Genomic DNA, 25,334 nt, shown 5'->3' with positions numbered 1-25,334 from the left:
CCATCCTTAATCGCCAATAAAAAAAGCCAGCAGGTCTCCCTGATGGCTTTTGATTATAAAACCTTTTTGCCATTACTGGCGGCTATCATTCGCCTGACGTAACAAAGTGCGACTTTCACTCTGGAATCGCTGCGCATAGTCACCAAACCAGTGCTCCACTTTGCGGAAGCTGTCGATAAACGCCCGCTTATCACCCTGTTCCAGCAGACCAATCGCCTCGCCAAAACGCTTATAGTAACGCTTAATCAGCTCCAGATTGCTTTCTGACGACATAATGATATCGGCGTAAAGCTGCGGATCCTGAGCAAACAGCCTCCCGACCATGGCCAGTTCCAGGCGATAAATCGGTGATGAGAGCGCCAGTAATTGCTCAAGCTGCACATTTTCTTCAGCCAAATGCAAACCATAAGCAAAGGTCGCAAAGTGGCGCAGCGCCTGAATAAACGCCATATTCTGATCGTGCTCTACTGCCGTGGAACGATGTAAACGTGCGCCCCAGACCTGAATTTGCTCAAGCAGCCACTGATACGCTTCGGGCTGGCGACCATCGCAATACACCACGACTTGCTTCGCAAGGCTTCCGCTATCGGGCCCGAACATCGGGTGCAGGCCAAGCACCGGGCCCTGATGGGCAGCTAACATCGCTTGCAGAGGGCCATTTTTCACCGAAGCCAAATCGACCAGAATGCAGTCATCAGGCAAGCGTGGTAACTGAGCAATAATTTGTTCAGTGATATGAATTGGCACACTCACAATCACCATGCCTGCATCAGCCATCAGCTCAGGGGCTTTAGCCCAGTCTTCTTTTTCAAGGATACGGACCTGATAACCAGACAGCGTAAGCATTTTTTCAAACAGGCGCCCCATCTGGCCGCCACCGCCGACAATAACCACCGGGCGCAGCGCAGGGAATAGCGTTTTAAAACCTTTGTCATTCTCGCTTGAGTAAGACTCCCGCATGACACGGCGCAATACATCTTCAATCAGATCGGGGGGAACGCCCAGCGCTTGCGCTTCTTTACGGCGTGAAGCCAGCATTGCGGCCTCGCGTTCCGGGACATAAATAGGCAAACCATGCTGGCTTTTGACTTCGCCAACTTCTGCTACCAGCTCCAGACGGCGCGCCAGTAGCTCCAGCAACGCCTTATCCACCTCATCAATTTGATCGCGTAGTGCGGTCAATTCAGCCACCATAGTAAAACCTCTTATGCCTGACGCGCCGTGAGCGTACCGTTCAGATCGTTATGAATCTCACGTAATAAAGTCTCTGTTGTCTCCCAATCGATGCAGGCATCCGTTACGGAAACACCGTATTTCATTTCACTGCGCGGCTGCTCTGAAGATTGGTTACCCTCATGGATATGACTTTCAATCATCAGGCCAATAATCGAACGATTACCATCTTTAATCTGGGCGACAGCTGATTCAGCGACGCCCGGCTGGCGACGGTAGTCTTTGTTTGAGTTGCCATGGCTGCAATCTATCATCAAGGCCGGGCGGAGTCCCGCCTGCTCCATCTCTTTTTCACACTGCGCAACGTCTGCCGGGCTGTAGTTCGGCGCTTTGCCGCCGCGTAAAATCACATGGCCATCGGGATTGCCCTGGGTTTGCAGCAGGCAAACCTGGCCTGCCTGGTTGATGCCGACGAAACGGTGCGGCATAGATGCGGCACGCATCGCATTGATCGCCGTCCCCAGGCTGCCGTCAGTCCCATTTTTAAAACCAACCGGCATCGAAAGGCCGGAAGCCATTTCACGGTGAGTCTGGGATTCAGTGGTACGCGCACCAATTGCAGACCAGCTGAACAGATCGCCTAAGTATTGCGGACTATTTGGATCAAGCGCTTCCGTCGCCAGCGGCAGGCCCATACTGACCAGCTCTACCAGCAGCTGACGGGCAATTTTCAAACCGCCCTCGACATCAAACGAGCCATCCATATGGGGATCGTTGATCAAGCCTTTCCAGCCTACGGTAGTCCGTGGCTTTTCAAAATAGACACGCATCACGAGGTACAGACTATCGCTAACTTGTTCAGAAAGCGTTTTAAAACGACGAGCATATTCAAGCGCGGTATCAGGATCGTGGATCGAGCAAGGTCCACACACCACCAACAGGCGAGGATCGCGGCCAGCGATAATGTCGGAAATGGTTTGACGGGACTGTTCAATCTGCGCTTCCTGAGCCGCAGTCAGCGGGAATTTCGCTTTCAGCTGCTCCGGAGTGATGAGTACCTGTTCGTCAGAAATATGAACGTTGTTCAGCGCGTCTTTTTGCATGATGGCGATCCTGTTAGCTCGTTTGCGATAGTCGTTTCCTCGGTGAGGACGGCACTACCTTATCAGCTTTAGTAAACATTGCAATCCATTTTACGTAAACAATACGTTACACAAGCAAATTAATTGCTGGATTATGCACGTTAATAACCTCATATCGTAAACATTAATATACACCCATGCATAACCAGGCCTGTTTTTACGTAAACATGCGTTCCAAAAAATAGCCTGATACATGACCATAAGGGCTCTATGCTCAAAGCATACACTTTGCAACAGGTATCCTGGTCATGCGTTATGTAGCCCTTCTACCGCTACTCTTGCTCTGCGCCTGTTATGTTGATCCCTATACACATGCTCCAGCAGCGGCCCCCACCGACTGGTATCAGGCGGGCTGGAATGATGCGATGTCCGGGCACCCCATAAGAAGCAACCTTGTCATTGCACATATGCATAACGATGAGAATGTGGATCGTGAAGAGTGGCTAAAGGGATATGCAGAAGGCCAGCAGCGGATTTGCGACCCGCAATTGCTACTGCTACTCGGGCAAAGCGGTAAATCATTTCCCGCCAGCTGTGAAACGCTGCCTGATGTTAGCAAGCGTCGCACTCAGTGGGAGAAAGGAAATCACGAAGAATTTCAGCGCTCGTTTCTGCGTTAGACAAAAAAAGGGCTGCCGGATGGCAGCCCTTTATATGGATGTCGCGCTAGCGAATCTTACTTGCCCAGACGCTCTTTGATACGAGCAGACTTACCAGTACGCTCACGCAGGTAGTACAGTTTAGCTTTACGAACGGCACCACGACGTTTAACGGTAATGCTGTCGATTACCGGGGAGTGAGTCTGGAATACACGCTCAACACCTTCGCCGTTGGAAATTTTACGAACAGTGAATGCAGAGTGCAGACCGCGGTTACGGATTGCGATAACCACGCCCTCAAATGCCTGCAGACGTTTTTTAGAACCTTCAACGACCCATACTTTCACTTCCACGGAATCACCCGGACGGAATGAAGGTACATCCTGTTTCATCTGTTCTTGTTCAATTTGCTTGATAATGTTGCTCATAATTTTGTCTCTTATCCTGGGTAAACTGATAATCGGGGGCTTACGCCATCCCATCATGTTTATGTTGCTGTATTTGCGTGTTCCCGTTGGAACTCCGCCAGCAACCTTGCTTGCTCTTCAGTCAGAGCCAGGTTTTCCAGAAGTTCAGGTCTTCTAAGCCAGGTGCGGCCCAACGACTGTTTCAGGCGCCAACGGCGAATCTCAGCATGGTTACCCGACAGTAAAACTGGCGGAACCTCCATGCCTGCTAACACTTCAGGGCGAGTATAGTGTGGGCAGTCGAGCAATCCATCGGCAAACGAATCTTCGCTTGCTGATGACTGATGCCCCAGCACTCCCGGAATAAACCGTGAAACTGAGTCAATCAAGACCATTGCTGGCAACTCACCACCGCTGAGAACGTAATCACCGATTGACCATTCTTCATCAATTTCGGTTTGGATCACGCGCTCATCTATCCCTTCGTAACGGCCACAAACCAGAATTAACTTCTCATTTGTTGCCAGTTCACTGACGCCTTGTTGATCAAGCTTGCGTCCCTGAGGTGACAGATAGATAACCTTAGCACCTTCCCCTGCCGCCGCTTTCGCTGCGTGGATGGCTTCCCGTAAAGGATTGACCATCATAAGCATCCCCGGTCCGCCACCGTAAGGCCTTTCGTCCACGGTACGGTGCCGGTCATAAGCGAAGTCGCGTGGACTCCAGCTCTGGATGCTCAGCAGGCCATTTTTTACTGCCCGGCCAGTTACCCCGAAGTCGGTAATTGCGCGAAACATCTCTGGAAACAGGCTAACTACACCAATGAACACAAGCCAATCTCCATTACGCCGTCTTTTACCGTTAATCCGGAGGTTTTAAAAACCAGGATCCCAATCTACTTCAATGGTTTGAGTAGCGAGATCGACTTTCTTGATAACCTGCCCATCGAGGAACGGAACCAGCCGCTCCTTGATGCCGAACGCATCCTTCAGGTTTGCCTTAATGACCAGAACGTCATTGGAGCCGGTTTCCATCATATCGATGACTTTACCGAGCTGATATCCCTCAGTGGTGACAACCTGGCAACCCATAAGGTCTTTCCAGTAATAGTCGCCCTCTTCGAGACCTGGCAATTGCGTAGAATCAACCACAATTTCGCAATTGGTGAGGAGATTCGCCGCATCCCGATCGTCAACGCCTTGCAGCTTGATGATCAGATCCTGACCGTGGTGCTTCCAGCTTTCCAGCTGTACTTGCTGCCACTGACCCGCCTTCTGGATAAACCAGGGCTGATAGTCAAAAATGCTATCGGCGTCTTCGGTGGAGGAAAACACTCTGAGCCAACCACGAATCCCATAGCAGGAACCCATCTTGCCCAATACGATTGGGTTAACAGGAGCCTTTGCAGCGAGTTGATTGCTCATCATGACCACCGTGACAGATTAAGCTGCTTTTTTTGCTGCTTTGATCAGCGCAGATACGCGATCAGAAACGGTTGCGCCTAAGCCAACCCAATGCTCGATACGATCCAGATCCAGGCGAGTTGCCTCGTCTTTTTCACCAGCGATAGGGTTGAAGAAACCAACGCGCTCGATGAAGCGACCGTTACGTGCATTACGGCTGTCAGTAACAACAACCTGGTAGAACGGACGCTTTTTCGCGCCGTGACGTGCTAAACGAATAGTTACCATAACATCCTCTTTAGTGAATAAAACACCGGGCCCCATCGAGGGAGGGAGCCCGGTGTCATATTAAAAGCCCGAAAATTTTACTCATTTCGTCGCAAAATGCAATCTAAATGAGCTTAACGGCCTGGGAAACCTGGCGGCATCATACCTTTCATGCCGCGCATCATTTTCGCCATTCCGCCTTTCTTCATCTTCTTCATCATGCGCTGCATGTCGTCGAACTGCTTGAGCAGACGGTTGACATCCTGCACCTGCATACCCGCACCCGTCGCGATACGACGTTTACGTGAACCTTTGATAATCTCTGGCTGCGCACGCTCTTTGAGCGTCATGGAGTTAATAATCGCCTCCATACGCACCAGAACTTTGTCATCCATTTGCGACTTAACGTTATCCGGCAATTGCCCCATACCCGGCAATTTGCTCATCATGCTCGCCATGCCGCCCATGTTTTTCATTTGTTTAAGCTGCTCAAGGAAGTCGTTGAGATCAAACCCGTCGCCCTTCTTCAGCTTGCTGGCAAGCTTTTCCGCCTGAGCGCGGTCAACTTTGCTCTCAATATCTTCGATAAGCGAGAGAACATCGCCCATCCCCAGAATACGTGAGGCGATACGATCCGGGTGGAATGGCTCCAGCGCTTCAGTTTTTTCGCCCACACCGAGGAACTTAATCGGCTTGCCGGTGATATGGCGAATAGACAGCGCGGCACCACCACGGGCATCACCATCGACTTTCGTCAGCACAACGCCGGTTAGCGGTAACGCTTCGTTAAAGGCTTTTGCGGTATTTGCCGCATCCTGGCCGGTCATGGCATCGACCACAAACAAGGTTTCAACTGGGTTAATCGCAGCATGAACCTGTTTGATTTCGTCCATCATCGCTTCATCAACGTGCAAACGACCGGCGGTATCCACCAGCAGCACATCAAAGAATTTCAGCTTCGCTTCTTTCAGCGCCGCGTTAACGATATCGACCGGTTTTTGACCGACATCAGACGGGAAGAAATCAACACCGACTTGTTCCGCCAGCGTTTCCAGCTGTTTGATCGCCGCCGGGCGATAAACGTCGGCAGAGACCACCAGCACTTTCTTCTTGTGTTTCTCACGCAGGAATTTACCTAACTTACCTACGCTTGTAGTTTTACCCGCACCTTGCAGGCCCGCCATCAGCACCACGGCTGGTGGCTGTGCAGCAAGATTCAGGCTGGCATTCTCTTCGCCCATCGCCGCAACCAGTTCGGCGCGCACGATTTTGACGAACTCCTGACCCGGCGTCAGGCTTTTGTTCACTTCATGGCCAACCGCTTTTTCTTTCACACGGCTGATAAAGTCACGCACGACCGGCAGCGCAACGTCCGCTTCCAGCAACGCCATGCGCACTTCGCGTAGGGTTTCTTTTACGTTCTCTTCAGTCAGCCGCCCGCGGCCGCTGATATTGCGCAGCGTGCGCGACAGACGGTCAGTTAAATTATCAAACATGGTCTTTTGCCTAACGTGGTAACTTAGGGCCGCAGCTTGCGACACAAACAGAATTTGGCGGATTATAACATGAAGCCGCCTTCGGTGTGATGCAACGGTTAGAGTTGGAGCAGGCGGCAGGTAACGTTATACTGCTTTTTTTCTTCTCTGGCTAACTGACCGACACTTTATATGCCTGTTTTCGCACTCCTTGCGCTTGTAGCCTATTCCAGCAGCCTTGCGCTGATTATCCCCGCGCTGCTGACCAAAAACAGCGGATGGCGCCGTTTCGCTATTATATCGGCCGTTATCGCGCTGGTGAGCCACGGTGTCGCGCTTGAGGAGCGTATCTTTGCCGCTGATGGCGGTCAGAACCTCAGCCTGCTTAACGTCGGCTCGCTAGTCAGCCTGATGATATGCAGCGTGATGACCATCGTCGCCTCACGCAATCGAGGCTGGCTGCTGTTGCCCATTGTTTACGCTTTCGCGCTAATTAATCTGGCGCTGGCCACCTTTATGCCCAATGAGTTCATCACCCATCTTGAAACCACACCGGGGATGATGGTGCATATCGGTTTGTCACTCTTTGCCTACGCCACGCTGATTATTGCGGCACTTTACGCGCTGCAGCTGGCCTGGATTGACTACCAGCTCAAAAATAAAAAACTCGCTTTCCGTGCCGAAATGCCGCCGTTGATGAGCATTGAGCGCAAAATGTTTCATATCACCCAGGTCGGCGTGGTCCTGCTGACGTTAACCCTTTGCACCGGCCTGTTTTACCTGAAAAATCTTTTCAGCCTGGAAAACGTCGATAAGGCGGTATTGTCGATCCTCGCGTGGTTTGTCTACATCGTTTTGCTTTGGGGACATTATCATGAGGGGTGGCGAGGCCGCCGTGTAGTGTGGTTTAACGTCGCGGGTGCCACAATTCTGACACTTGCCTATTTTGGCAGCCGCGTTTTGCAACAATTCGTCGGCTAACGTTGCATTTTTAAAGGAAAACCTTTTGGAACAGATCTCAACTACTACGCTGATCGTCACGCTGATCGTCATGGTAGTAGTTTCAGCGTACTTCTCCGGCTCTGAAACCGGCATGATGACGCTTAACCGTTATAAGCTGCGCCACCTCGCCAAGCAGGGCAATCGCGCCGCGAAACGGGTTGAAAAACTTCTTCGTAAACCAGACCGCCTGATTAGTCTGGTATTAATTGGCAATAACCTGGTCAATATTCTCGCCTCCGCCATCAGCACCATCATCGGTATGCGTTTGTACGGCGATGCGGGCGTGGCTATTGCAACAGGTATCCTCACTTTTGTGGTGCTGGTTTTTGCCGAAGTGCTGCCAAAAACCATTGCTGCGCTGTACCCGGAAAAAGTGGCCTTCCCAAGCAGCTTGCTACTCGGCCCGTTACAAATCCTGATGATGCCGCTGGTTTGGCTTCTTAACCTTATCACTCGCATGTTGATGCGCATGCTCGGTATAAAAACCGATAACGTTATCAGTGGCGCACTCAGTAAAGAGGAGTTGCGGACCCTGGTACATGAATCGCATTCGAAGATTTCCCGCCGCAACCAGGACATGCTGCTTTCCGTGCTGGATCTGGAAAAAATCAGCGTCGACGATATCATGGTGCCGCGCAATGAAATTGTCGGGATCGATATTAACGATGACTGGAAATCCATCGTGCGCCAGCTGACACACTCCCCCCACGGACGTATCGTGCTGTACCGCGACACGCTGGATGACGCCATCAGCATGCTACGCGTGCGTGAAGCCTACCGTTTGATGACCGAAAAGCAGGAGTTCACCAAAGAGACGCTGCTGCGTGCCTCTGACGAGATTTACTTCGTGCCGGAAGGAACGCCGCTCAGCGTGCAGTTGGTTAAATTTCAGCGTAATAAAAAGAAAGCCGGTCTGGTGGTTGACGAGTACGGTGATATTCAGGGGCTGGTCACCGTGGAAGATATTCTTGAAGAGATTGTCGGTGATTTCACTACCTCCATGTCGCCAACGCTGGCTGAGGAAGTCACGCCGCAAAACGATGGCTCCGTGATTATTGAAGGCAGCGCCAACGTTCGTGAAATCAACAAAGCCTTCAACTGGACGCTGCCCGAAGACGAGGCTCGTACCGTAAATGGCATGCTGCTTGAAGAGCTGCAGGAGATCCCGGCTATCGATACACGCGTGCGCTTAAGCCGCTACGATATTGATATCCTTGACGTGCAGGACAATATGATTAAGCAAGTGCGCGTCACGCCGGTGACACCGCTTCGCCAGAGTGTTGAAGAGAAATAGTGACAAAAAGCCAGCCGCTACGGGCTGGCTTTTACCTAACGTAATCGGGCTAATTACGCTTTTGCTTTTGCCACAGAAACCATTGCTGCGCGCAGCGTGCGGCCGTTCAGGGTATAGCCCTTCTGCATCACCATCAGCACATGGTTAGGTGCCACATCTTCAGATTCGACCATCGCAATCGCCTGATGCACGTCCGGGTTGAACGGCACATTGGTATCGCCGATCGCTTCCACGCCAAATTTACGCATCACATCCAGCATTGATTTCTGAGTTAACTCAATGCCTTCAATCATCGCGGCTAAATCGGCATTGGACTTGTCTGCCACTTCCAGAGCGCGGTCCAGGCTGTCGATAACCGGCAGCAGCTCGTTGACAAATTTGTCCAGCGCGAACTTGTGCGCTTTCTCCATATCGAGTTCGGTACGGCGACGCAGGTTTTCCATCTCCGCTTTGCTGCGTAACACCAGGTCACGCTCGCGCTGCTGAACTTCTTCCAGTTGCGCTGTTAAATCGGCAATTTGTTCATCGCGCGGATCAACCACTTCGGCACCCTCTACGGCCTCGACTTCTTCGTGGCTTTCCATTGCAATTTCGTCCGAGACTTGCTCGTCTGGTGTTTTTTGATCTTTACTACTCATGAATTTCTCCGCGTTTTTAGCATTCATCTCGCTGGTTCGCTTATTATGGGGATCGGTTTCCGGGATTCAAGGGAACGTGACATATTGTCATAATAAGACGGCATATCTGCGCATAAGGATCTTCAGCATAATGAACAAACATTTCAACTGCATTGGTATTGTCGGGCATCCTCGTCATCCTACCGCCCTCACCACGCATGAAATGCTGTATCGCTGGTTATGCACCAAAGGCTACGACGTCATCGTCGAGTCGCAAATTGCCCAGGAACTTAACCTGAAAAAGGTGAAAACCGGCACGCTGGCGGAAATTGGCCAGCAGGCCGATCTCGCGGTGGTGGTTGGCGGTGACGGCAATATGCTGGGGGCGGCCCGCGTGCTTGCCCGCTATGATATTAAAGTCATCGGCATTAACCGTGGCAACCTCGGTTTTCTTACCGACCTTGATCCGGACAATGCCCAACAGCAGCTGGCTGATGTTCTCGAAGGGCACTACATCGCCGAGCGCCGCTTCTTGCTCGAAGCCCAGGTTTGTCGGCAAGAGACGCCAACACGCCTGAGTACCGCCATCAACGAAGTGGTTCTGCACCCCGGGAAAGTTGCGCATATGATTGAATTCGAAGTCTATATCGATGAGATCTTCGCTTTCTCGCAGCGCTCCGACGGGCTCATCATTTCGACGCCAACCGGTTCAACTGCCTATTCTCTTTCGGCAGGCGGGCCCATTCTGACCCCGTCGCTGGATGCCATTACGCTGGTGCCGATGTTCCCGCACACGCTTTCGGCTCGCCCGCTGGTGATCAACAGCAGCAGCACTATTCGCCTGCGTTTTTCGCATATGAGTAGCGACCTGGAAATCAGCTGCGACAGCCAGATTGCCCTGCCGATTCAGGAAGGCGAAGACGTATTGATTCGCCGCTGCGACTACCATCTCAATCTGATTCACCCCAAAGATTACAGTTATTTCAACACATTGAGTTCAAAGCTCGGCTGGTCGAAAAAATTGTTCTAAAAAGTGACCCAGGCCTTTTACTGTATATAAAACCAGTTTATACTGTATGAAAACACAGTCATGTCTTTTCATACAGGAAAGCTATTATGCTGGCACAACTCACCATCAGTAACTTCGCTATCGTTCGTGAACTGGAAATTGATTTTCACCACGGCATGACCGCCATTACCGGTGAAACGGGTGCCGGTAAATCTATTGCGATTGATGCCCTTGGGTTGTGTCTGGGCGGCCGAGCGGAAGCAGACATGGTACGCAGGGGGGCTAACCGCGCCGACCTGTGCGCCCGCTTTTCGCTGAAAGATACCCCGGCGGCCCTGCGCTGGCTGGAAGAAAATCAGCTTGATGATGGCCGCGAATGCTTGTTGCGCCGGGTCATCAGCAGCGATGGCCGCTCGCGCGGCTTTATTAACGGAACCGCGGTTCCCCTTTCGCAACTGCGCGATCTCGGCCAGATGCTGATTCAAATCCATGGCCAGCATGCACACCAGCTCCTGTTAAAACCTGAACATCAAAAAAACCTGCTCGATGGCTATGCGGGCGAGCCTGCTTTGCTGCAACAAATGGCAGAAAGCTATCGCGAGTGGCACCAAAGCTGTCGGACTCTTGCACAGCACCAGCAGCTTGCTCAGGAACATGCGGCGCGCACTGAACTGCTAAATTACCAATTAAAAGAGCTCAATGAATTTGCCCCGGTGGCGGGCGAGTTTGAGCAAATTGATGAAGAGTACAAACGGCTGGCGAACAGCGGGCAGCTGATCTCCACCAGCCAGCAGGCGCTGGCTATTCTCGCCGATGGCGAAGAGAGCAATCTGCAAAGCCAGTTATATAGCGTGCGCCATCTGCTGGAAGAGCTGGTAGGCATGGATGGAAAACTTTCCGGCGTATTGAATATGCTGGAAGAAGCCAATATTCAAATCTCAGAAGCCAGCGATGAATTGCGCCATTACTGCGACCGCCTGGATCTCGACCCAAACCGGCTGTATGAGCTGGAACAGCGTATCGCCAGGCAGATCTCACTGGCGCGCAAGCACCACATTTCCCCTGAAGAGTTACCGGCGTTTCATCAGCAATTGCTGGCAGAGTTGCATCAGCTTGACGATCGGGCCAGCTCTCAGGACGAACTGATGCAGGCGGTAACCCTCCATCATCAGCAAGCGCTTAGTATTGCGCGTGAATTGCATCAGCGCCGTACACACTATGCCGCTGAGCTTTGCGGCTTGATTACCCAAAGTATGCACTCACTCTCCATGCCTCACGGAAAACTGGCGATTGACGTAGAGTTTAACGAAAACCACCTCACTGCTGAAGGCGCTGACCGTATTGATTTCCGCGTAACCACCAACCCAGGCCAGCCATTACAGCCGCTGGCGAAAGTAGCATCCGGGGGCGAGCTTTCGCGTATTGCTCTTGCCATTCAGGTGATTACCGCACGCAAGATGGAAACCCCCGCGTTAATCTTTGATGAAGTGGATGTTGGGATCAGCGGCCCAACTGCCGCAGTGGTAGGCAAATTACTGCGCCAGCTAGGTGAGTCGACTCAGGTGATGTGCGTAACGCACCTGCCGCAGGTCGCAGGCTGCGGTCATCATCACTTCTTCGTCAGTAAAGAGACCGACGGTGAAATGACAGAAACACATATGCAGCCGTTGGATAAACGCTCACGCCTGCAAGAGCTGGCACGCTTACTTGGCGGAAGCGAAGTCACCCGTAACACGCTTGCCAACGCCAAAGAGCTGCTGGCCGCTTAAACGCTATTATTGATGTGCCTTATGCACCGCAAAACACAATCGTTCAAAAAAAGAACAACCGGCTGGCATATTGTTAATTGAGCAGCTTTTAAGCCAACTTTTTTGCCGTACCGGGGTCAGAGTTAAGCGCCTTAATGTTTTAAACTGCGTAAAGGTTTATTATCATCGGCATATTATAAATGAGCCATGTGCTGCTCGGGCCCGAAAAGGAATCAAATCACTATGCGCTGTAAAACGCTGACTGCCGCCGCAGCGGTTCTTCTTATGCTGACCGCAGGCTGTTCCACTCTGGAGCGCGTGGTTTACCGCCCCGACATTAACCAGGGTAACTATCTGACACAAAATGATGTGTCTAAGATCCGTACCGGCATGACTCAACAGCAAGTTGCCTATGCGCTGGGTACGCCAATGATGGCCGATCCATTCGGCACCAGTACCTGGTTCTATGTCTTCCGCCAGCAGCCAGGGCATGAAAACGTCACTCAGCAAACGCTGACGCTGACCTTTAACAGCAGCGGTGTGTTGACCCATATCGATAATAAGCCGAAGCTGGAAAAACAATAACCTACAAAAAAGGTGCCGCAACAGGCACCTTTTTTCTGGCGATTTGTTAACTACTTCTGCGCTGTTTTTTCTGCTCTCTGGCGCCTTAACTCTTTCGGATCGGCAATCAGCGGCCGATAAATCTCTACCCGATCCCCCTCATTAACGCTATCGCTCAGCTTTACCGGGCGGCTAAAAATGCCAATCTTATTCTTCGCCAGGTCAATATCGGTACGCAACTCGAGGATACCTGATGCGGCAATCGCCTGTTCAACGGTACTGCCCTGCTCCAGCACCACTTTGAGCAAATACTGTTTCTCAGGCAGCGCATACGCCACCTCAACCTTAATTTCAGGCGCCACTGTAAACCTCTTTGGCACGCACGGTAAACGCCTGAACCATGTTACCCGCAAGCTCCCTGAAGATACGGCCAAACGCCAGTTCGATCAGTTTATTGGTAAATTCAAAATCAAGCTGGAACTCAATGCGGCATGCTTCAGCACTCAGCGGGGTAAATTTCCAGCCCCCTATCAGGGACTTAAAAGGCCCATCCACAAGATGCATCAAAATGCTCTGATTGCTGGTTAGCGTATTGCGCGTTGTGAAGGTTTTGCTGATCCCTGCCTTAGAAACATCTACCGCCGCCGTCATCTGTTCTGACGAGGCGTCAAGCACCCGGCTGCCGGTACAACCCGGTAAAAAATCGGGGTAGGATTTCACATCGTTCACTAATTGATACATCTGCTCCGCGCTGTATGGCACTAGCGCAGTACGGGTAATCTGAGGCATAGCATTTCCTGAGAGTCACAAAACGGGTAAATAATAACATTTATCATCATGCAAAGAAAAACTCTTAGCCTGGAGCCGTGCTAAGATATGCCCTCATCCTCGCAGCGAAGCGGGGTGTATTTGAACTCCTGGATGACTTATACTGAGCAGCACTATGACAAAGAAAAAAGCACATAAACCAGGTTCAGCCACCATTGCGCAAAACAAACGCGCCCGCCATGAATACTTTATCGAAGATGAGTATGAAGCAGGGCTCGTGCTGCAAGGCTGGGAAGTAAAATCTCTGCGCGCCGGGAAGGCAAACATCGGTGATAGCTACGTCATTTTGAAAGATGGCGAAGCGTTCCTGTTTGGTGCCAACTTTACCCCGCTAAATGTGGCTTCAAGCCATGTGGTTTGCGACCCAACGCGTACCCGTAAGCTGCTGCTTAACCAACGGGAGCTGGATAATCTTTACGGACGAATCAACCGTGACGGCTATACCGTGGTTGCGCTATCGATGTACTGGAAGAACGCCTGGTGCAAAGTGAAAATTGGCGTTGCGAAAGGGAAGAAACAGCACGATAAGCGTACCGATCTGAAAGACAAAGAATGGGCGCTAGATAAAGCGCGCATAATGAAACACGCAGGTCGATAAACCAGCTTTATAAGCTGCCAATTTCGCACTGGTCTTCACATGGGCCAGTGCTCAATACTCACCGGTATATTTTATTAACATTCATATAGTAATATATGTTTTCTAATAATAACCGTGCGCAAACAAATACCCTTCTCTTTTATTAAAAACACGCTACCAATACATACTTATAAAAAATATATATTTTTTAAGATTAATTTCCTTATTCACCTCAGCAATGAGAACTTTTATCATTGATAGTGCCCCCCTTCGCCAATACCCATACTAATTATAAGAATAATTTTTAGTTAAGTATTATAATTACGGTATAGCTGTCACCACCAAAAAATTAGTTTTATACCTTAACTTCAATGAGTTAAAGACAACCAACTTACTTTTATTGATGATAGCGTCACATGCATTTATACCACTTCCGCTCAAGTAACAAATCTGATAACTCATACTAAAGTCTTAGTTTCCTCCCACTTAAGTTGCACATTCATCCTTTCCTGGCTATATCTTCATTACCCCTGAATAGAAATGATAAGAAAGCATGAAGTTTTCATTTATTTAATTGATGCTCCGGTAAAAAACCAAACTTAACCATTATTGTTTGTCGTCAAAATCTTGACGCCGGCTGCCCTCGCTTAAAATTTATTGATGGGTTTATTTAATACTTTCTTTCGAAAAAATACTGATGTGCTAAAGCCTCCGGCGCCCACCTTGAATGGAGTAATAACAATGAGTTCAATATCAATTGTGTCAAAACTGACTGGCGTAACAAATAATGTTGAATCCTCTGAAATTACTCTAAGTGCCCCTTCGATTGTGCGGCTGAAAGCTGAACGCACCGATATCGTCAGTATTACGCGTTCCAGTCAGGATATGGTGATTACTCTGCGCGATGGCGAAGTCATTAACGTAAAAAATTTCTACACTTTAGCCGGGCAGAGCGGTAATCAACTGGTGCTTGAAGATAGCGAAGGTGCGTTATGGTGGGTACAAGACACCTCCGGCGCTTTCCATTTTGAATCTATTGCCAATATTGAAGAGCTGGCGATCGCAACGGAGACACAGTCTGAAGCTGGCGCTATCTGGCCCTGGGTTTTAGGGGGCGTTGCCGCTGCAGGCGGAATCGCCCTGGCAGCAGGCGGCGGTGGTGGTGGTGGTGATGAGAATAATTCAAATAGTGGTGGCACCGGTGGAGATGGAGATTCGAATAACGGTGGTGGTGATGATTCAAACAGCGGTGGTAACGACGGAGATGATGATTCGAGCAGCGGTGGAGACGATGGAGACGATGATTCGAATAGCGGTGGTGAACCAGGGGGGAGCAATCCACCTGCACCGCCAACTGACACAACACCGCCTACGGCTCCAATCAATCTAAATACTTCGTTAGACGGCACAACTGTGACAGGTACTGCAGAAGCAGGAAGTACCGTGATTATAAGGGATGCTGATGGGAATGAAATTGGCAGAGGGACGGCTGATACAACTACCGGCACTTTTGCCGTCACAATATCCCCCTCACAGACTATGGGTGGATTACTCACTGCTGTTGCGGTGGATGAAGCAGGAAACCAAAGTCCAGAAACTGGCTTCCCTGCCAGCACTGCTGACCTACCATTTTCAGTCACGCAGATTTTTGATGATGTCACCCCAGAAATAGGGAATCTGAGCAAAGGTAAGGAAACCAATGATGCCCGACCAGAGCTGAGCGGCACAGGGAAAGCAGGTGCGATCGTCACTATCTTCGACAATGAAATATCAATCGGAACAGCGACGGTTACCTCGTATGGATACTGGGTATTTACCCCAACCTCAAATCTGGAGGATGGCTCACATACTTTCACCATAACGGCCAAAGATACCGCTGGTAACGTCAGCGAGCCGTCAGATGAGTTTAATTTCATCGTTGATACCATTACTCCGAGTGCGCCAACCGGCCTGCAAGTTTCCACCGATGGCCTGCATGTCACCGGTTTCGCAGAAGCGGGCAGCATTATCACCGTTACCGACGGCAACGGTGCAATTCTGGGAACCGGAACGGCGGATATCAACGGCGCATTTGATGTCACCCCGCTGCTAACAGCACAAACCAACGGTGAAGCACTGCTGGTGAATGCCAGTGATGCGGCGGGCAACAAAAGCCCGAATACCGGCGTGCTCGCCCGGGACAACACCGTTCCTCTTGCGCCAACAGAATTGGCAGTTAACGATGAAGGAACGATTGTTAGCGGTAAGGCTGAACCAGGAAGTACTGTCACAGTCCGCGACAGCGACGGCAACCTTCTTGGCGACGGGAAAGCCGGAGATGACGGCAGCTTTAGCGTGACAATTTCACCACCGCAAACCAACGGCGAAACGCTGGAAATCACCGCAACAGATAAAACCGGGAACACCAGCCCGGCAGCACCGATCGATGCGCCGGACTCCACTGCACCAGCGCTTCCGGTTATCAGCGTGGTGGTTGACGATATCGCAACATCCACCGAAAATCTGAACAGTGGCGATACCACCAACGACGATAAACCGACGCTGCGTGGCACCGCTGAAGCTGGCTCAACAATAAACATCTATGATAACGGCGGGACTACGCCAATCGGCACCGTCACCGCCGACCCGGACGGCAACTGGAACTTCACGCCGACGACGGCTCTGGGACAAGGGCTGCATAATCTAACGGTCACCGCGACCGATGACGATAACAACACCAGTCCTGCCGCGTCATTTACGCTCAACGTAGATTCCATCGCCCCGCTGGCTCCAGCGATTACCCTGGTGAGCGATGATGTCAGCCCCCTTACCGGCCCAATCCCGAATAACGGTGCTACCAACGACATTTCCCCGACCCTCAGCGGAACAGGCGAGCCTGGCTCAACGGTCACACTGACTCTTGACGGCGCGACAGAGCTGACAACATTCACCGTCGATTCATCCGGCACCTGGAGCTACACGCTGGCGACAGAACTCACCGAAGGCGAACACCGCTTCACCGTCACCGCCTCCGATGCCGCCGGGAACGTCACTCTGCCGTCTGCCGAATATGTGATTACGGTGGATACCAGCGCGCCGGTTGCCCCAGCTTTTGGCAATGCGAATGACGATGCCGGCAGTATCACCAGCGATTTTGGCAATAATTCCTCCACCGATGATACCCGTCCGCAATTCAACGGCACCGGGCCGGAAGGCGCGACCATCACGCTGTACGACGGCGCGACGGCTATCGGGTCATTTGTCGTCGGTAACAATGAGCAATGGAGTATTACCCCAGCCCAGCCTCTGGCCGAAGGGGCGCACACGCTGCGGGCGGTTGCCACCGATGCGGCAGGCAATGCCAGCCCGGACGCCACATTTACGGTGACGATAGACACTACCCCGCCGCCAGCGCCGTCGATTATCAACGCGCTGGGGAACGTGGGCGGAGCCACCGTAACACTCACCAGCGGCGGCAGCACGCAAAACGGCACGCCAACGCTTTCAGGCAGCGGAGAAGTTGGGGCGACCATCAATATTTACGACAATGGCGGCACCACACCCATTGGCACGATTACCGTTCCGGCTGGCGGCAACTGGACGTTTACCCCAACCACCGCGTTAGGTGAAGGTTTGCACTCGCTTACCGCCGTGGCGACTGATGCCGTCGGTAACGTCGGCCTGCCGTCTGCTGGTTTTACGCTGACCGTCGATTCTATAGACCCTGCCACACCGGGCATTCCCGTGGTGACTGACGATCAAACTCCAGGACTGGGCACAATCCTCAACGGCGGCAGCACCAACGACACCACGCCAACCTTCTCCGGCAGCGGAGGAACGGCGGGTGATACCATCACCATCCTCGATAACGGCACGCCACTTGGCACGACGACTGTCAGAGCCGATGGCAGCTGGAGCTTTACGCCGCAAACGCCACTTACCACGCCGAACCATTCCATTACCGTGACCGAAACCGATGCCGCAGGGAATACAAGCCTGGAATCCGGTGCCATCGGCTTCACGCTGGATACCGAAGCGCCAAATGCACCAACCATTGATTTTGCTGACGATAATATCGGCACGGTGACTGCCGCATTACAGAGCGGTAAGGTTACCGATGACAATATTCCCGTCTTCCACGGCACCGGAGTCAACGGCGATACCATCACGCTGTACAACGGCACCACGGTGCTTGGCACTGCTGTCGTCGCTGGCGGAGTATGGACAATTACGCCAACCGCAGCATTACCGAACGGCACGCTGAACATTACCGCCACCGCAACCGACCCGGCGGGTAACGTCGGCAGCCCGTCGGCAAACTTTACGCTGAGCGTTGATAACACACCGCTTACGGCTCCGGTGGTGACGGAAATCCTCGACAACGTTGGCGTCATTCAAACGCCGCTCCCCAGCGGAAGCGTTACCGACGACAAAACACCTACCTTCAATGGCACAGGCACCGTTGGCAGCACGATTAATATTTATGACAACGGCGGAACCACGCCAATTGCGACGACAACCGTTGGCGCGAATGGCACCTGGAGCATTACGCTGCCTGAACTAGCCGAAAACGGGCATTCGCTGACGATTGGCGCAACCGATCCGGCAGGTAACTCAGTTGGGCCATCCGCACCAATTTTGATTACGGTAGATACTGCTCCGCCACCCGCGCCGACTATCACAACGCCGCTGGAAGATACGGGGACATTAATCAGCGGGACGGCTGAAGCAGGCAGTACGGTAATTATCCGTGGTGCAGATGGGGCTGAAATAGGCAGAGGAATAGCCAACGGGCCTGGCGGTGCGTTTACCGTCACCATCTCGCCGGCACAGACCGCAGGGGAAGCATTAACCGCGATTGCTCAGGATCTGGCAGGCAACCAGAGTATTGAAGTGGATATTACTGCCACCGATTCCGGCATCCCTCACCCACCGACTATTGATCAGGTTACAGACGATGTGCTTCCAAACCTCGTAAACGTTGGCAATGGGCAAAGTACCAACGACACCATGCCAACGCTGAGAGGATCGGGTGCGGTAGTTAATGCCAGAGTCGATATTTACCTGGATGGTGCTCTGTTCACGTCTGTCACAGCGGATGGCAGCGGCAACTGGACCTACCAGTTCACAACGGCCCTGAGCCAGGGTCCCCATAACTTTGCCGTTAGCCAGACCGTCAATATCAATGGAACCAATGTTGATAGCGGTAAGTCACCGGCATTTAGCATCACCGTCGACAATATCGCACCAACCACACCAACAATCACCGCCGTCACCGATGATGTCACTCCTGGACCAGAGGATATCTCCAGCGGGCAAGCCACTAACGATCCGCGCCCAACCTTTACCGGTACTGGCGAAGCAGGTTCGACGATCGCCATTCTGGATGGCATAACGCCAATCGGCAACGCCGTAGTAGGAACCAACGGCACCTGGACCTTTACGCCTACGGGTGATTTGGGTAACGGCCTGCATCCAATAACCGTCACCTCGACCGACGCCGCCGGAAACGTCAGTGCGCCGTCTGCCGGATTCTCGGTCAATATCGATACCACCGTGCCGCTTGCGCCAGTCATTACTACCGTAACGGACGACGGTACCACACCTGGCGCAATCGTCTCCGGGCAGCCAACCAACGACACCACGCCAACCTTTAGCGGAACCGTTGAACCCAATACCACGCTTATTATTAGCGACAACGGTAAGGTGGTTGCGACAATTCCTGTCGATGGAACCGGGAATTGGACATGGACACCAAAACAGATGCTCACCGAAGGCAGCCATCCGCTGACGCTCACCAGCACCGACGCGGCGGGGAACGTTAGCCCGGCGACCACCTTTAACGCAGTCATAGACACAACGGCACCGATACTTCCGGCGATCGCGTTGGTGGTTGATGATCAAACGACTGGCACAGATTTGCCGTTAACCAGCGGGCAATCGACAAAAGACACTCTGCCAACGTTAAGCGGCACCAGCGAAGCCAACGCCATTATTATCCTAAGAGATGGCAATACCATTATTGGCACTACGGCCGCAAATGGTGCAGGAGAGTGGTCACTGGATCCGACCTCCCCCCTCGGCCAGGGCAACCACAATCTGACCGTCACCGCTACGGACGCGGCCGGAAACGTCAGCAATCCATCCGGGATATTCTCGGTCGTCATCGACTCGGTGGCACCAACCGCACCGCTTATTGTTAGCGTAACCGACAACACCGCGCCCAGTATCGGGCCAATCATCAGCGGGCTGCCAACCAACGAAACGCGCCCTGTAATTACCGGCTCCGGTGAAATCGGCTCCACCATTACCGTTTCTGACGGCAGCCAGGTGCTTGGCACCACCACAGTGGGTGCGGGTGGAACCTGGAGCTTTACGCCAACCGATCCGCTGACTACCGGCTCGCATAACCTGACTGTTACCGCGACCGACGCAACGGGCAACGTCAGCGCGCCATCGGCAGGCTTTAACGTCGTGGTTGATATCGCAGCCCCCACCGCACCCGCGATTACCAATATTGCTGACGATATTGGTTCAGCGGTTGGCAATCTGGATAACAACCAGGTGACGGACGACGCTCGCCCGGCGCTGAGCGGCACCGCAGAAGCTGGTTCAACGGTCAATATTTACGATAACGGCACCTTGATCGGCACCACCACCGCAGTGGGTGGCGTCTGGAACTTCACCCCGCCAGCAAACGCTGCGCTGGGTAACGGCAGGCATGCATTAACCGTCACTGCCACCGATGCGGCGGGCAATGTCAGCCCATCGTCGCCCGCATTCAATATTGTTGTCGATACCACCGCCCCAACCGCACCAATCGTCATTCAGGCATTTGACGATTTCAGCCTGGCCACCGGCGCGCTGGTTAGCGGGCAAACGACCAACGACAATCAGCCATTGCTGAGCGGTACGGCGGAAGCCAACTCGATAGTGAGTATTTCCGACAATGGCGTATTTCTTGCGGAGGTCACAGCCAGCCCGACAGGCACCTGGAGTTACACGCCGCCAGCCCGCTCCGATGGCGAACACGTCTTTACGGCAACCTCTGCGGATGCGGCGGGTAACGTCGGGGCTGTCTCCGGCTCCTTTACGCTGACCATCGACACCGGAACGCCGATCGCGCCAGCGCTCACGTCAGTTGTGGATGATGTAGCAGGCGGCGTATTTAATATCTCGCTCAGCAATGGGCAAGTCACCAATGACGCGCGCCCTACGCTCAACGGCACCGCAGAAGCAGGCACCACGCTTGCCATCTTTGACGGCGCAACACAAATTGGCACCCTGACGGTTCCGGCTGGCGGCAACTGGTCATTCACGCCGACTACACCGCTGGGCACGGGGCTGCACACCTTCACGATCACGGCAACCGATGCGGCGGGTAACGTCAGCGCAGCCACTGACGGATTTGCCATCACGGTTGATGCTAGCGCGCCGAATGCTCCGGTTATTACTTCGATTGTTGATGATGCTGCCGGAGGCGTATTCAACGCTGCACTTGCTAATAACCAGGCCACTAACGATCGGCTACCAACGCTTAACGGCACGGCGGAAGCCAACTCGTCGGTGAATATTTATAACAATGGCGTGCTGTACGCCACGGTCACCGCCAACGGCAGTGGCATCTGGACATATTCGCCAACGGCGCAGCTTTCCGAAGGCACGCATTCCTTCACCGTGACCGCTACCGATCTGGCGGGGAATACCAGCGTGGCTTCGCTGCCTGCGGCGATTGTTGTGGATGTTACTGCGCCAACGCAGCCAACCGGGCTGACAGTTAATGCAACCGGGACCAGCGTGACGGGTACTGCCGAAGCCGGCAGCACGGTGACGATTACCACCAGCGGCGGAACCGTACTTGGCACGGCAACGGCGGACGGCACAGGCGCATTTACAGTTGCCATTTCCCCGGCGCAAACCAACGCGCAAGCCCTGCTCGCCTTTGCTCAGGATGCAGCGGGCAATACAGGGGCATCCACCGGATTTACCGCGCCTGATACCGCGCTGCCGGGCGTGCCTGTAATCACAAGCGTGGTGGATAACTTCGCCGCCATAACCGGGAACGTGGCTAACGGGCAAAGCACTAATGATGTCACGCCAACCATCAACGGCACGGCCGATGCAGGGGCCACCGTTAATGTGTTTAACAATGGTGTGTTAATGGGAACCGTCACCGCCAGTGGCAGCGGTGCCTGGAGCTATACGCCGGGAGCGCTAGGTGAAGGTTCCCATGCCTTTACCGCCACCGCGACCAATGCCAACGGCACGGGAAATTTCTCCACCGCTGCAACGGTGATTGTGGATATCACGCCACCAGCCGTACCGACTGCGGTGGTGAGTGCAGACGGTAGTTCAGTGAGCGGCAGCGCCGAAGCTAACAGCACCGTGACCATTACTCTGCCGGGCGGCGGCACCGTTAACGCTACGGCAGACTCCAGCGGGAACTACACCGCCACGCTGCCGGTGCGCCAGATTGAAGGCCAGCCGCTGTCGGTGAACGCAACGGACGCGGCGGGCAACGCTTCTACCTCGCTCAATATCAATGCGCCAGTACTGCCACTGGCCGCTGACAGCAACGTGGTGAATCTTGCGTTAACCTCTAACTCTACCGTTACGACCGAGCAATACGCTGATTACGGCGTGCTGCTGGTCGGTGCGCTGGGCGAGACGGCTTCCGTACTGGGCGATGACACCGCACAGGTCCAATTTGACGTCGGCCCGGGAAGCGGAAATATCACTATTGAAGCCGCAGCGACTGGCGTAGTGTTGACTCTGCTCAATTCACTGGAAGTTGCAGTTCAACGTTTAGATTCAGGCGTATGGACCACTCTTTACGACTCGTCGCAGACACAATTTGCCAATCTGTTAACTATCGGAGCCAGCGGTATTACGTTCAAAGTCGATAACCTCCCTCCGGGCACTTATCGCGTGCTGAGTTACAACACCAGCCTGCTGGCGACCGGTTCACTCACAAACCTGGACGTAGCCGTGGAGCAAGTCAGTCCTGGTATAGTTGCTGGTGAAACATCTCACCCAGGGAACGTAATAACTGACATTGGCCCTAATGGCACCCAGGACACTGTGCCATCCGGTACGTTGGTGACCTCGGTCACCAACGCGCAGGGTATCAGTACGCCTGTCATCGCGGGCGGCGTAGAGATTCAGGGGCAGTACGGCACTTTGCGTATCAACCAGGACGGCAGCTATACCTATACGCTGACAAACACCTCGTCGGCGGTTCTCGGACGAACCGAGAACTTCAGCTATACCATCACCCACAATGGCGTAAGCGATACCGCACAGTTGGTGGTGACGCTGGGTAATCCCACGCCAGCCAGCACCGTCACACCAACCGACAACACGGCAACGCTAACCTACACTACAGACGTTGAAGCGGTTAACCACGGAGCTTCATCGCAAAATGGGTTATCCGTACTCAGTATTGGCGTGGGAAATGTGTTGGATGCGAATTTACTCGCCAACATGTCCAACCCCATAATCTTTGAGGTTGATGACGGTTCGACGCGCACCATGACGTTACAGGCCAGCGTCGGCGGCGTGGCGCTGCTTTCGACCTTCGACTTGTATATCTACAAGTTCAACGATATCACCCAGCAGTTCGAGCAATATAAGGTGGAGAAAACCTGGCTTACCGCGCCGCTGCTCGGCGGGACTTCCGCGCAATTAACCTTAACGCTGCCGGGCGGCGAGTACCTGTTCCTGCTTAATAATGCCAGCGGTGTGTCCGTGTTGACGGGCTATACGCTGAATATTTTGCAGGACTATATCTACGCGGTGGAGACTGTCAGCGCCACCACGGTGGGCAATATCCTCGAAGATGATATTGCTCCTGCTGGCAGCGAGGTAACCCAGGTTAACGGCGTGTCCGTCGCTACTACTGGCCTGACGACTATTAATGGTGAGTACGGTGTGTTGACCATTGATACCAACGGCAACTACACCTACAAATTGAATGCAGGCCAGGGTGCAGACAGCATCAAAACGCCGGACAGCTTCATTTATACGGTAACCGCACCAAATGGTGATACAGGCACTGCATCCCTTAACATCACCGCCACGCCGCGCACCGTCGATGCGATTGATGACACCAGTAAGCTGATGGCGGTCAGCACCGTGCAAAACACAGCGGCTTACTCTGACACGACCGTTGGTTCAGCATCATGGAATACGGCTTTGCTTGCATCAACCTCCGGCACTGGCAGTGGAACATTTGTGGTCGACAGCAACACTGTGCTTCACGATCCAGTGCTAAGTTTTAACGTCGCGTCGCTCCTGTCTCTGGGAGGATTAACCGTTAACTGGACGTTGAGCGGCCCAACAGGCATCGTCAAAACCGGCTCGTTTAATAGTGGACTTTTACTGGGTGGCGTGGCGAATATTAATTTGAGCGGCACCGACCTGCAGGCTGGCAGCTACACACTGAGCTACACAGGCAATATGGGGCCACTTGCTGCGGGGCGGATCACTATCACCCCGTCCATCACCGGTACCACCCTCGATTTGGACAGCTATTCAACCCTCGCGGGCAGCACGGTTCAGGGTAACCTGTATGACGGCACCGATGCCTCCGGAGCCATGGATCAGTTAGGCACCGTCCAGACGCTGTTAACCCTCACCGGCTTTAACGGCAGCACCGCAACGCTTGATCCGCTCACTAACAGCAGCGCCTCCGCAACCATTCAGGGTCAATACGGCAAGCTGCAAATCGCTATCGACGGGGCCTATACCTACACGCTCAATAACGGGATTAACCCGGCTTCGATAACCTCTAAAGAAACATTCACCTACACCCTGAACGACCAGAAAGGCCACGCCGATAGCGCAACGCTAACCATTGATATGAATCCGCAGTTTGTCAGTACCGCACAACGGGATGTGATTACCGGCTCGGCCTATGGCGACACGCTGATTTATGACTTGCTCAACGCCAGCAGTACCACTGGCGGCAATGGCGCAGATACGTGGAAAAACTTCTCGCTGGCGCAAGGCGACAAGATTGATATTCACGACCTGCTCACCGGGTGGAACCCGGCTAGCTCCAATATCGCCAACTACCTCAATGTCGCCACCAGTGGCAATAACACGGTGATCTCCATCGACCGTGATGGCACAGGCCTGGCCTACACAGCTGCCCCACTCGTCACGCTGGAGAATGTCAACACCACGCTCGAAGAGCTGCTACAGCAAAACCACATCATTACCTGAATAACATCATCAACAAATACCCCG

At 53.1% G+C, this 25,334-nt stretch carries 17 protein-coding genes and 1 pseudogene; 8 read left to right on the top strand and 10 right to left on the bottom strand.

The annotated features are described in order from the left end of the window. Window positions 1-72: 72 nt before the first annotated feature. Together tyrA and aroF are read right to left on the bottom strand one after the other, a co-directional pair. The gene (gene tyrA, locus EHN07_RS15115; protein WP_124024905.1) at window positions 73-1,194 is read right to left on the bottom strand and encodes a bifunctional chorismate mutase/prephenate dehydrogenase; all 1,122 of its coding nucleotides are present in this window, start codon (window positions 1,192-1,194) and stop codon (window positions 73-75) included. Window positions 1,195-1,205: 11 nt separating this feature from the next. Beyond that, window positions 1,206-2,276, bottom strand: coding sequence for a 3-deoxy-7-phosphoheptulonate synthase AroF (gene aroF / locus EHN07_RS15110; RefSeq protein WP_124024904.1), 1,071 nt, complete (start codon window positions 2,274-2,276; stop codon window positions 1,206-1,208). Window positions 2,277-2,563: 287 nt separating this feature from the next. Between aroF and EHN07_RS15105 the strand changes: the two genes are divergently transcribed. Next, window positions 2,564-2,935, top strand: coding sequence for a DUF2799 domain-containing protein (locus tag EHN07_RS15105; RefSeq protein ID WP_124024903.1), 372 nt, complete (start codon window positions 2,564-2,566; stop codon window positions 2,933-2,935). A 56-nt stretch (window positions 2,936-2,991) separates the two neighbouring features. On the opposite strand, the gene rplS is transcribed toward EHN07_RS15105, so the two are convergent. The 5 genes and pseudogenes from rplS to ffh all read right to left on the bottom strand — a co-directional run bounded on the left by rplS (window position 2,992) and on the right by ffh (window position 6,487). Next, on the bottom strand, window positions 2,992-3,342 hold the full coding sequence (gene rplS, locus EHN07_RS15100; protein ID WP_124024902.1) for a 50S ribosomal protein L19: 351 nt from the start codon (window positions 3,340-3,342) through the stop codon (window positions 2,992-2,994). Between the two features lie 40 nt (window positions 3,343-3,382). Continuing rightward, a pseudogene (trmD, locus tag EHN07_RS15095) lies at window positions 3,383-4,151 on the bottom strand (tRNA (guanosine(37)-N1)-methyltransferase TrmD). 45 nt (window positions 4,152-4,196) lie between these two features. Continuing rightward, complete coding sequence (gene rimM, locus EHN07_RS15090; RefSeq protein ID WP_124024917.1) at window positions 4,197-4,745, bottom strand: ribosome maturation factor RimM; 549 nt, start codon at window positions 4,743-4,745, stop codon at window positions 4,197-4,199. Between the two features lie 18 nt (window positions 4,746-4,763). Continuing rightward, window positions 4,764-5,012 carry a 30S ribosomal protein S16 gene (gene rpsP / locus EHN07_RS15085; RefSeq protein ID WP_064513208.1) on the bottom strand — a complete coding sequence of 83 codons (249 nt, stop codon included), beginning with the start codon at window positions 5,010-5,012 and terminating at the stop codon, window positions 4,764-4,766. A gap of 113 nt (window positions 5,013-5,125) precedes the next feature. Further along, window positions 5,126-6,487: a signal recognition particle protein gene (ffh, locus tag EHN07_RS15080; protein WP_124024900.1), complete on the bottom strand. Its 1,362-nt coding sequence runs from the start codon at window positions 6,485-6,487 to the stop codon at window positions 5,126-5,128. A gap of 171 nt (window positions 6,488-6,658) precedes the next feature. On the opposite strand from ffh, the gene EHN07_RS15075 reads away from it, so the two are divergent. After that, window positions 6,659-7,447 (top strand): cytochrome C assembly family protein, encoded by a 789-nt coding sequence (locus EHN07_RS15075; protein ID WP_124024899.1) that lies wholly within the window; start codon window positions 6,659-6,661, stop codon window positions 7,445-7,447. A gap of 25 nt (window positions 7,448-7,472) precedes the next feature. Further along, window positions 7,473-8,762, top strand: a complete 1,290-nt coding sequence (locus EHN07_RS15070) for an HlyC/CorC family transporter (protein WP_124024898.1) — start codon at window positions 7,473-7,475, stop codon at window positions 8,760-8,762. A 53-nt stretch (window positions 8,763-8,815) separates the two neighbouring features. Here the strand turns inward: EHN07_RS15070 and grpE are convergent, their stop codons facing one another. After that, entirely contained in the window at window positions 8,816-9,400 is a 585-nt protein-coding gene (gene grpE, locus EHN07_RS15065) for a nucleotide exchange factor GrpE (protein WP_124024897.1), read from the bottom strand. 130 nt (window positions 9,401-9,530) lie between these two features. Here grpE and nadK point away from each other — a divergent pair, with 130 nt between their 5' ends. The 3 genes from nadK (at window position 9,531) to bamE (ending at window position 12,721) form a co-directional block, all read left to right on the top strand. Continuing rightward, window positions 9,531-10,409 carry an NAD(+) kinase gene (nadK, locus tag EHN07_RS15060; RefSeq protein WP_124024896.1) on the top strand — a complete coding sequence of 293 codons (879 nt, stop codon included), beginning with the start codon at window positions 9,531-9,533 and terminating at the stop codon, window positions 10,407-10,409. 86 nt (window positions 10,410-10,495) lie between these two features. Beyond that, window positions 10,496-12,157 carry a DNA repair protein RecN gene (recN, locus tag EHN07_RS15055; RefSeq protein ID WP_124024895.1) on the top strand — a complete coding sequence of 554 codons (1,662 nt, stop codon included), beginning with the start codon at window positions 10,496-10,498 and terminating at the stop codon, window positions 12,155-12,157. 222 nt (window positions 12,158-12,379) lie between these two features. Then, window positions 12,380-12,721, top strand: coding sequence for an outer membrane protein assembly factor BamE (gene bamE / locus EHN07_RS15050; RefSeq protein WP_124024894.1), 342 nt, complete (start codon window positions 12,380-12,382; stop codon window positions 12,719-12,721). A 50-nt stretch (window positions 12,722-12,771) separates the two neighbouring features. On the opposite strand, the gene EHN07_RS15045 is transcribed toward bamE, so the two are convergent. Continuing rightward, the gene (locus EHN07_RS15045; RefSeq protein WP_124024893.1) at window positions 12,772-13,062 is read right to left on the bottom strand and encodes an RnfH family protein; all 291 of its coding nucleotides are present in this window, start codon (window positions 13,060-13,062) and stop codon (window positions 12,772-12,774) included. Beyond that, window positions 13,052-13,489, bottom strand: a complete 438-nt coding sequence (locus EHN07_RS15040; protein ID WP_124024892.1) for a type II toxin-antitoxin system RatA family toxin — start codon at window positions 13,487-13,489, stop codon at window positions 13,052-13,054. The genes EHN07_RS15045 and EHN07_RS15040 overlap by 11 nt, the downstream gene beginning before the upstream one ends. 154 nt (window positions 13,490-13,643) lie before the next feature. Here EHN07_RS15040 and smpB point away from each other — a divergent pair, with 154 nt between their 5' ends. Both smpB and EHN07_RS15030 read left to right on the top strand, forming a co-directional pair. Then, on the top strand, window positions 13,644-14,126 hold the full coding sequence (smpB, locus tag EHN07_RS15035) for an SsrA-binding protein SmpB (RefSeq protein WP_124024891.1): 483 nt from the start codon (window positions 13,644-13,646) through the stop codon (window positions 14,124-14,126). 720 nt (window positions 14,127-14,846) lie between these two features. Continuing rightward, the gene (locus tag EHN07_RS15030; RefSeq protein ID WP_124024890.1) at window positions 14,847-25,310 is read left to right on the top strand and encodes a BapA/Bap/LapF family large adhesin; all 10,464 of its coding nucleotides are present in this window, start codon (window positions 14,847-14,849) and stop codon (window positions 25,308-25,310) included. Window positions 25,311-25,334: the final 24 nt, after the last annotated feature.

It is taken from the genome of Buttiauxella warmboldiae (genome assembly GCF_003818135.1).
GTDB lineage: Bacteria > Pseudomonadota > Gammaproteobacteria > Enterobacterales > Enterobacteriaceae > Buttiauxella > Buttiauxella warmboldiae.
The sequence above is the reverse complement of the archived record's forward strand: the minus strand, read 5'-3'. Positions and strand labels throughout refer to the sequence as shown.

Excerpts from the sequence above, each read along its gene's own strand:
- rpsP (WP_064513208.1), bottom strand. The coding sequence starts at position 5,012 with ATGGTAACTATTCGTTTAGCACGTCACGGCGCGAAAAAGCGTCCGTTC.
- aroF (WP_124024904.1), bottom strand. The coding sequence starts at position 2,276 with ATGCAAAAAGACGCGCTGAACAACGTTCATATTTCTGACGAACAGGTA.
- smpB (WP_124024891.1), top strand. The coding sequence starts at position 13,644 with ATGACAAAGAAAAAAGCACATAAACCAGGTTCAGCCACCATTGCGCAA.
- EHN07_RS15030 (WP_124024890.1), top strand. The coding sequence starts at position 14,847 with ATGAGTTCAATATCAATTGTGTCAAAACTGACTGGCGTAACAAATAAT.
- recN (WP_124024895.1), top strand. The coding sequence starts at position 10,496 with ATGCTGGCACAACTCACCATCAGTAACTTCGCTATCGTTCGTGAACTG.
- bamE (WP_124024894.1), top strand. The coding sequence starts at position 12,380 with ATGCGCTGTAAAACGCTGACTGCCGCCGCAGCGGTTCTTCTTATGCTG.
- EHN07_RS15105 (WP_124024903.1), top strand. The coding sequence starts at position 2,564 with ATGCGTTATGTAGCCCTTCTACCGCTACTCTTGCTCTGCGCCTGTTAT.
- ffh (WP_124024900.1), bottom strand. The coding sequence starts at position 6,487 with ATGTTTGATAATTTAACTGACCGTCTGTCGCGCACGCTGCGCAATATC.
- rimM (WP_124024917.1), bottom strand. The coding sequence starts at position 4,745 with ATGAGCAATCAACTCGCTGCAAAGGCTCCTGTTAACCCAATCGTATTG.
- EHN07_RS15040 (WP_124024892.1), bottom strand. The coding sequence starts at position 13,489 with ATGCCTCAGATTACCCGTACTGCGCTAGTGCCATACAGCGCGGAGCAG.
- nadK (WP_124024896.1), top strand. The coding sequence starts at position 9,531 with ATGAACAAACATTTCAACTGCATTGGTATTGTCGGGCATCCTCGTCAT.
- grpE (WP_124024897.1), bottom strand. The coding sequence starts at position 9,400 with ATGAGTAGTAAAGATCAAAAAACACCAGACGAGCAAGTCTCGGACGAA.
- EHN07_RS15075 (WP_124024899.1), top strand. The coding sequence starts at position 6,659 with ATGCCTGTTTTCGCACTCCTTGCGCTTGTAGCCTATTCCAGCAGCCTT.
- rplS (WP_124024902.1), bottom strand. The coding sequence starts at position 3,342 with ATGAGCAACATTATCAAGCAAATTGAACAAGAACAGATGAAACAGGAT.
- tyrA (WP_124024905.1), bottom strand. The coding sequence starts at position 1,194 with ATGGTGGCTGAATTGACCGCACTACGCGATCAAATTGATGAGGTGGAT.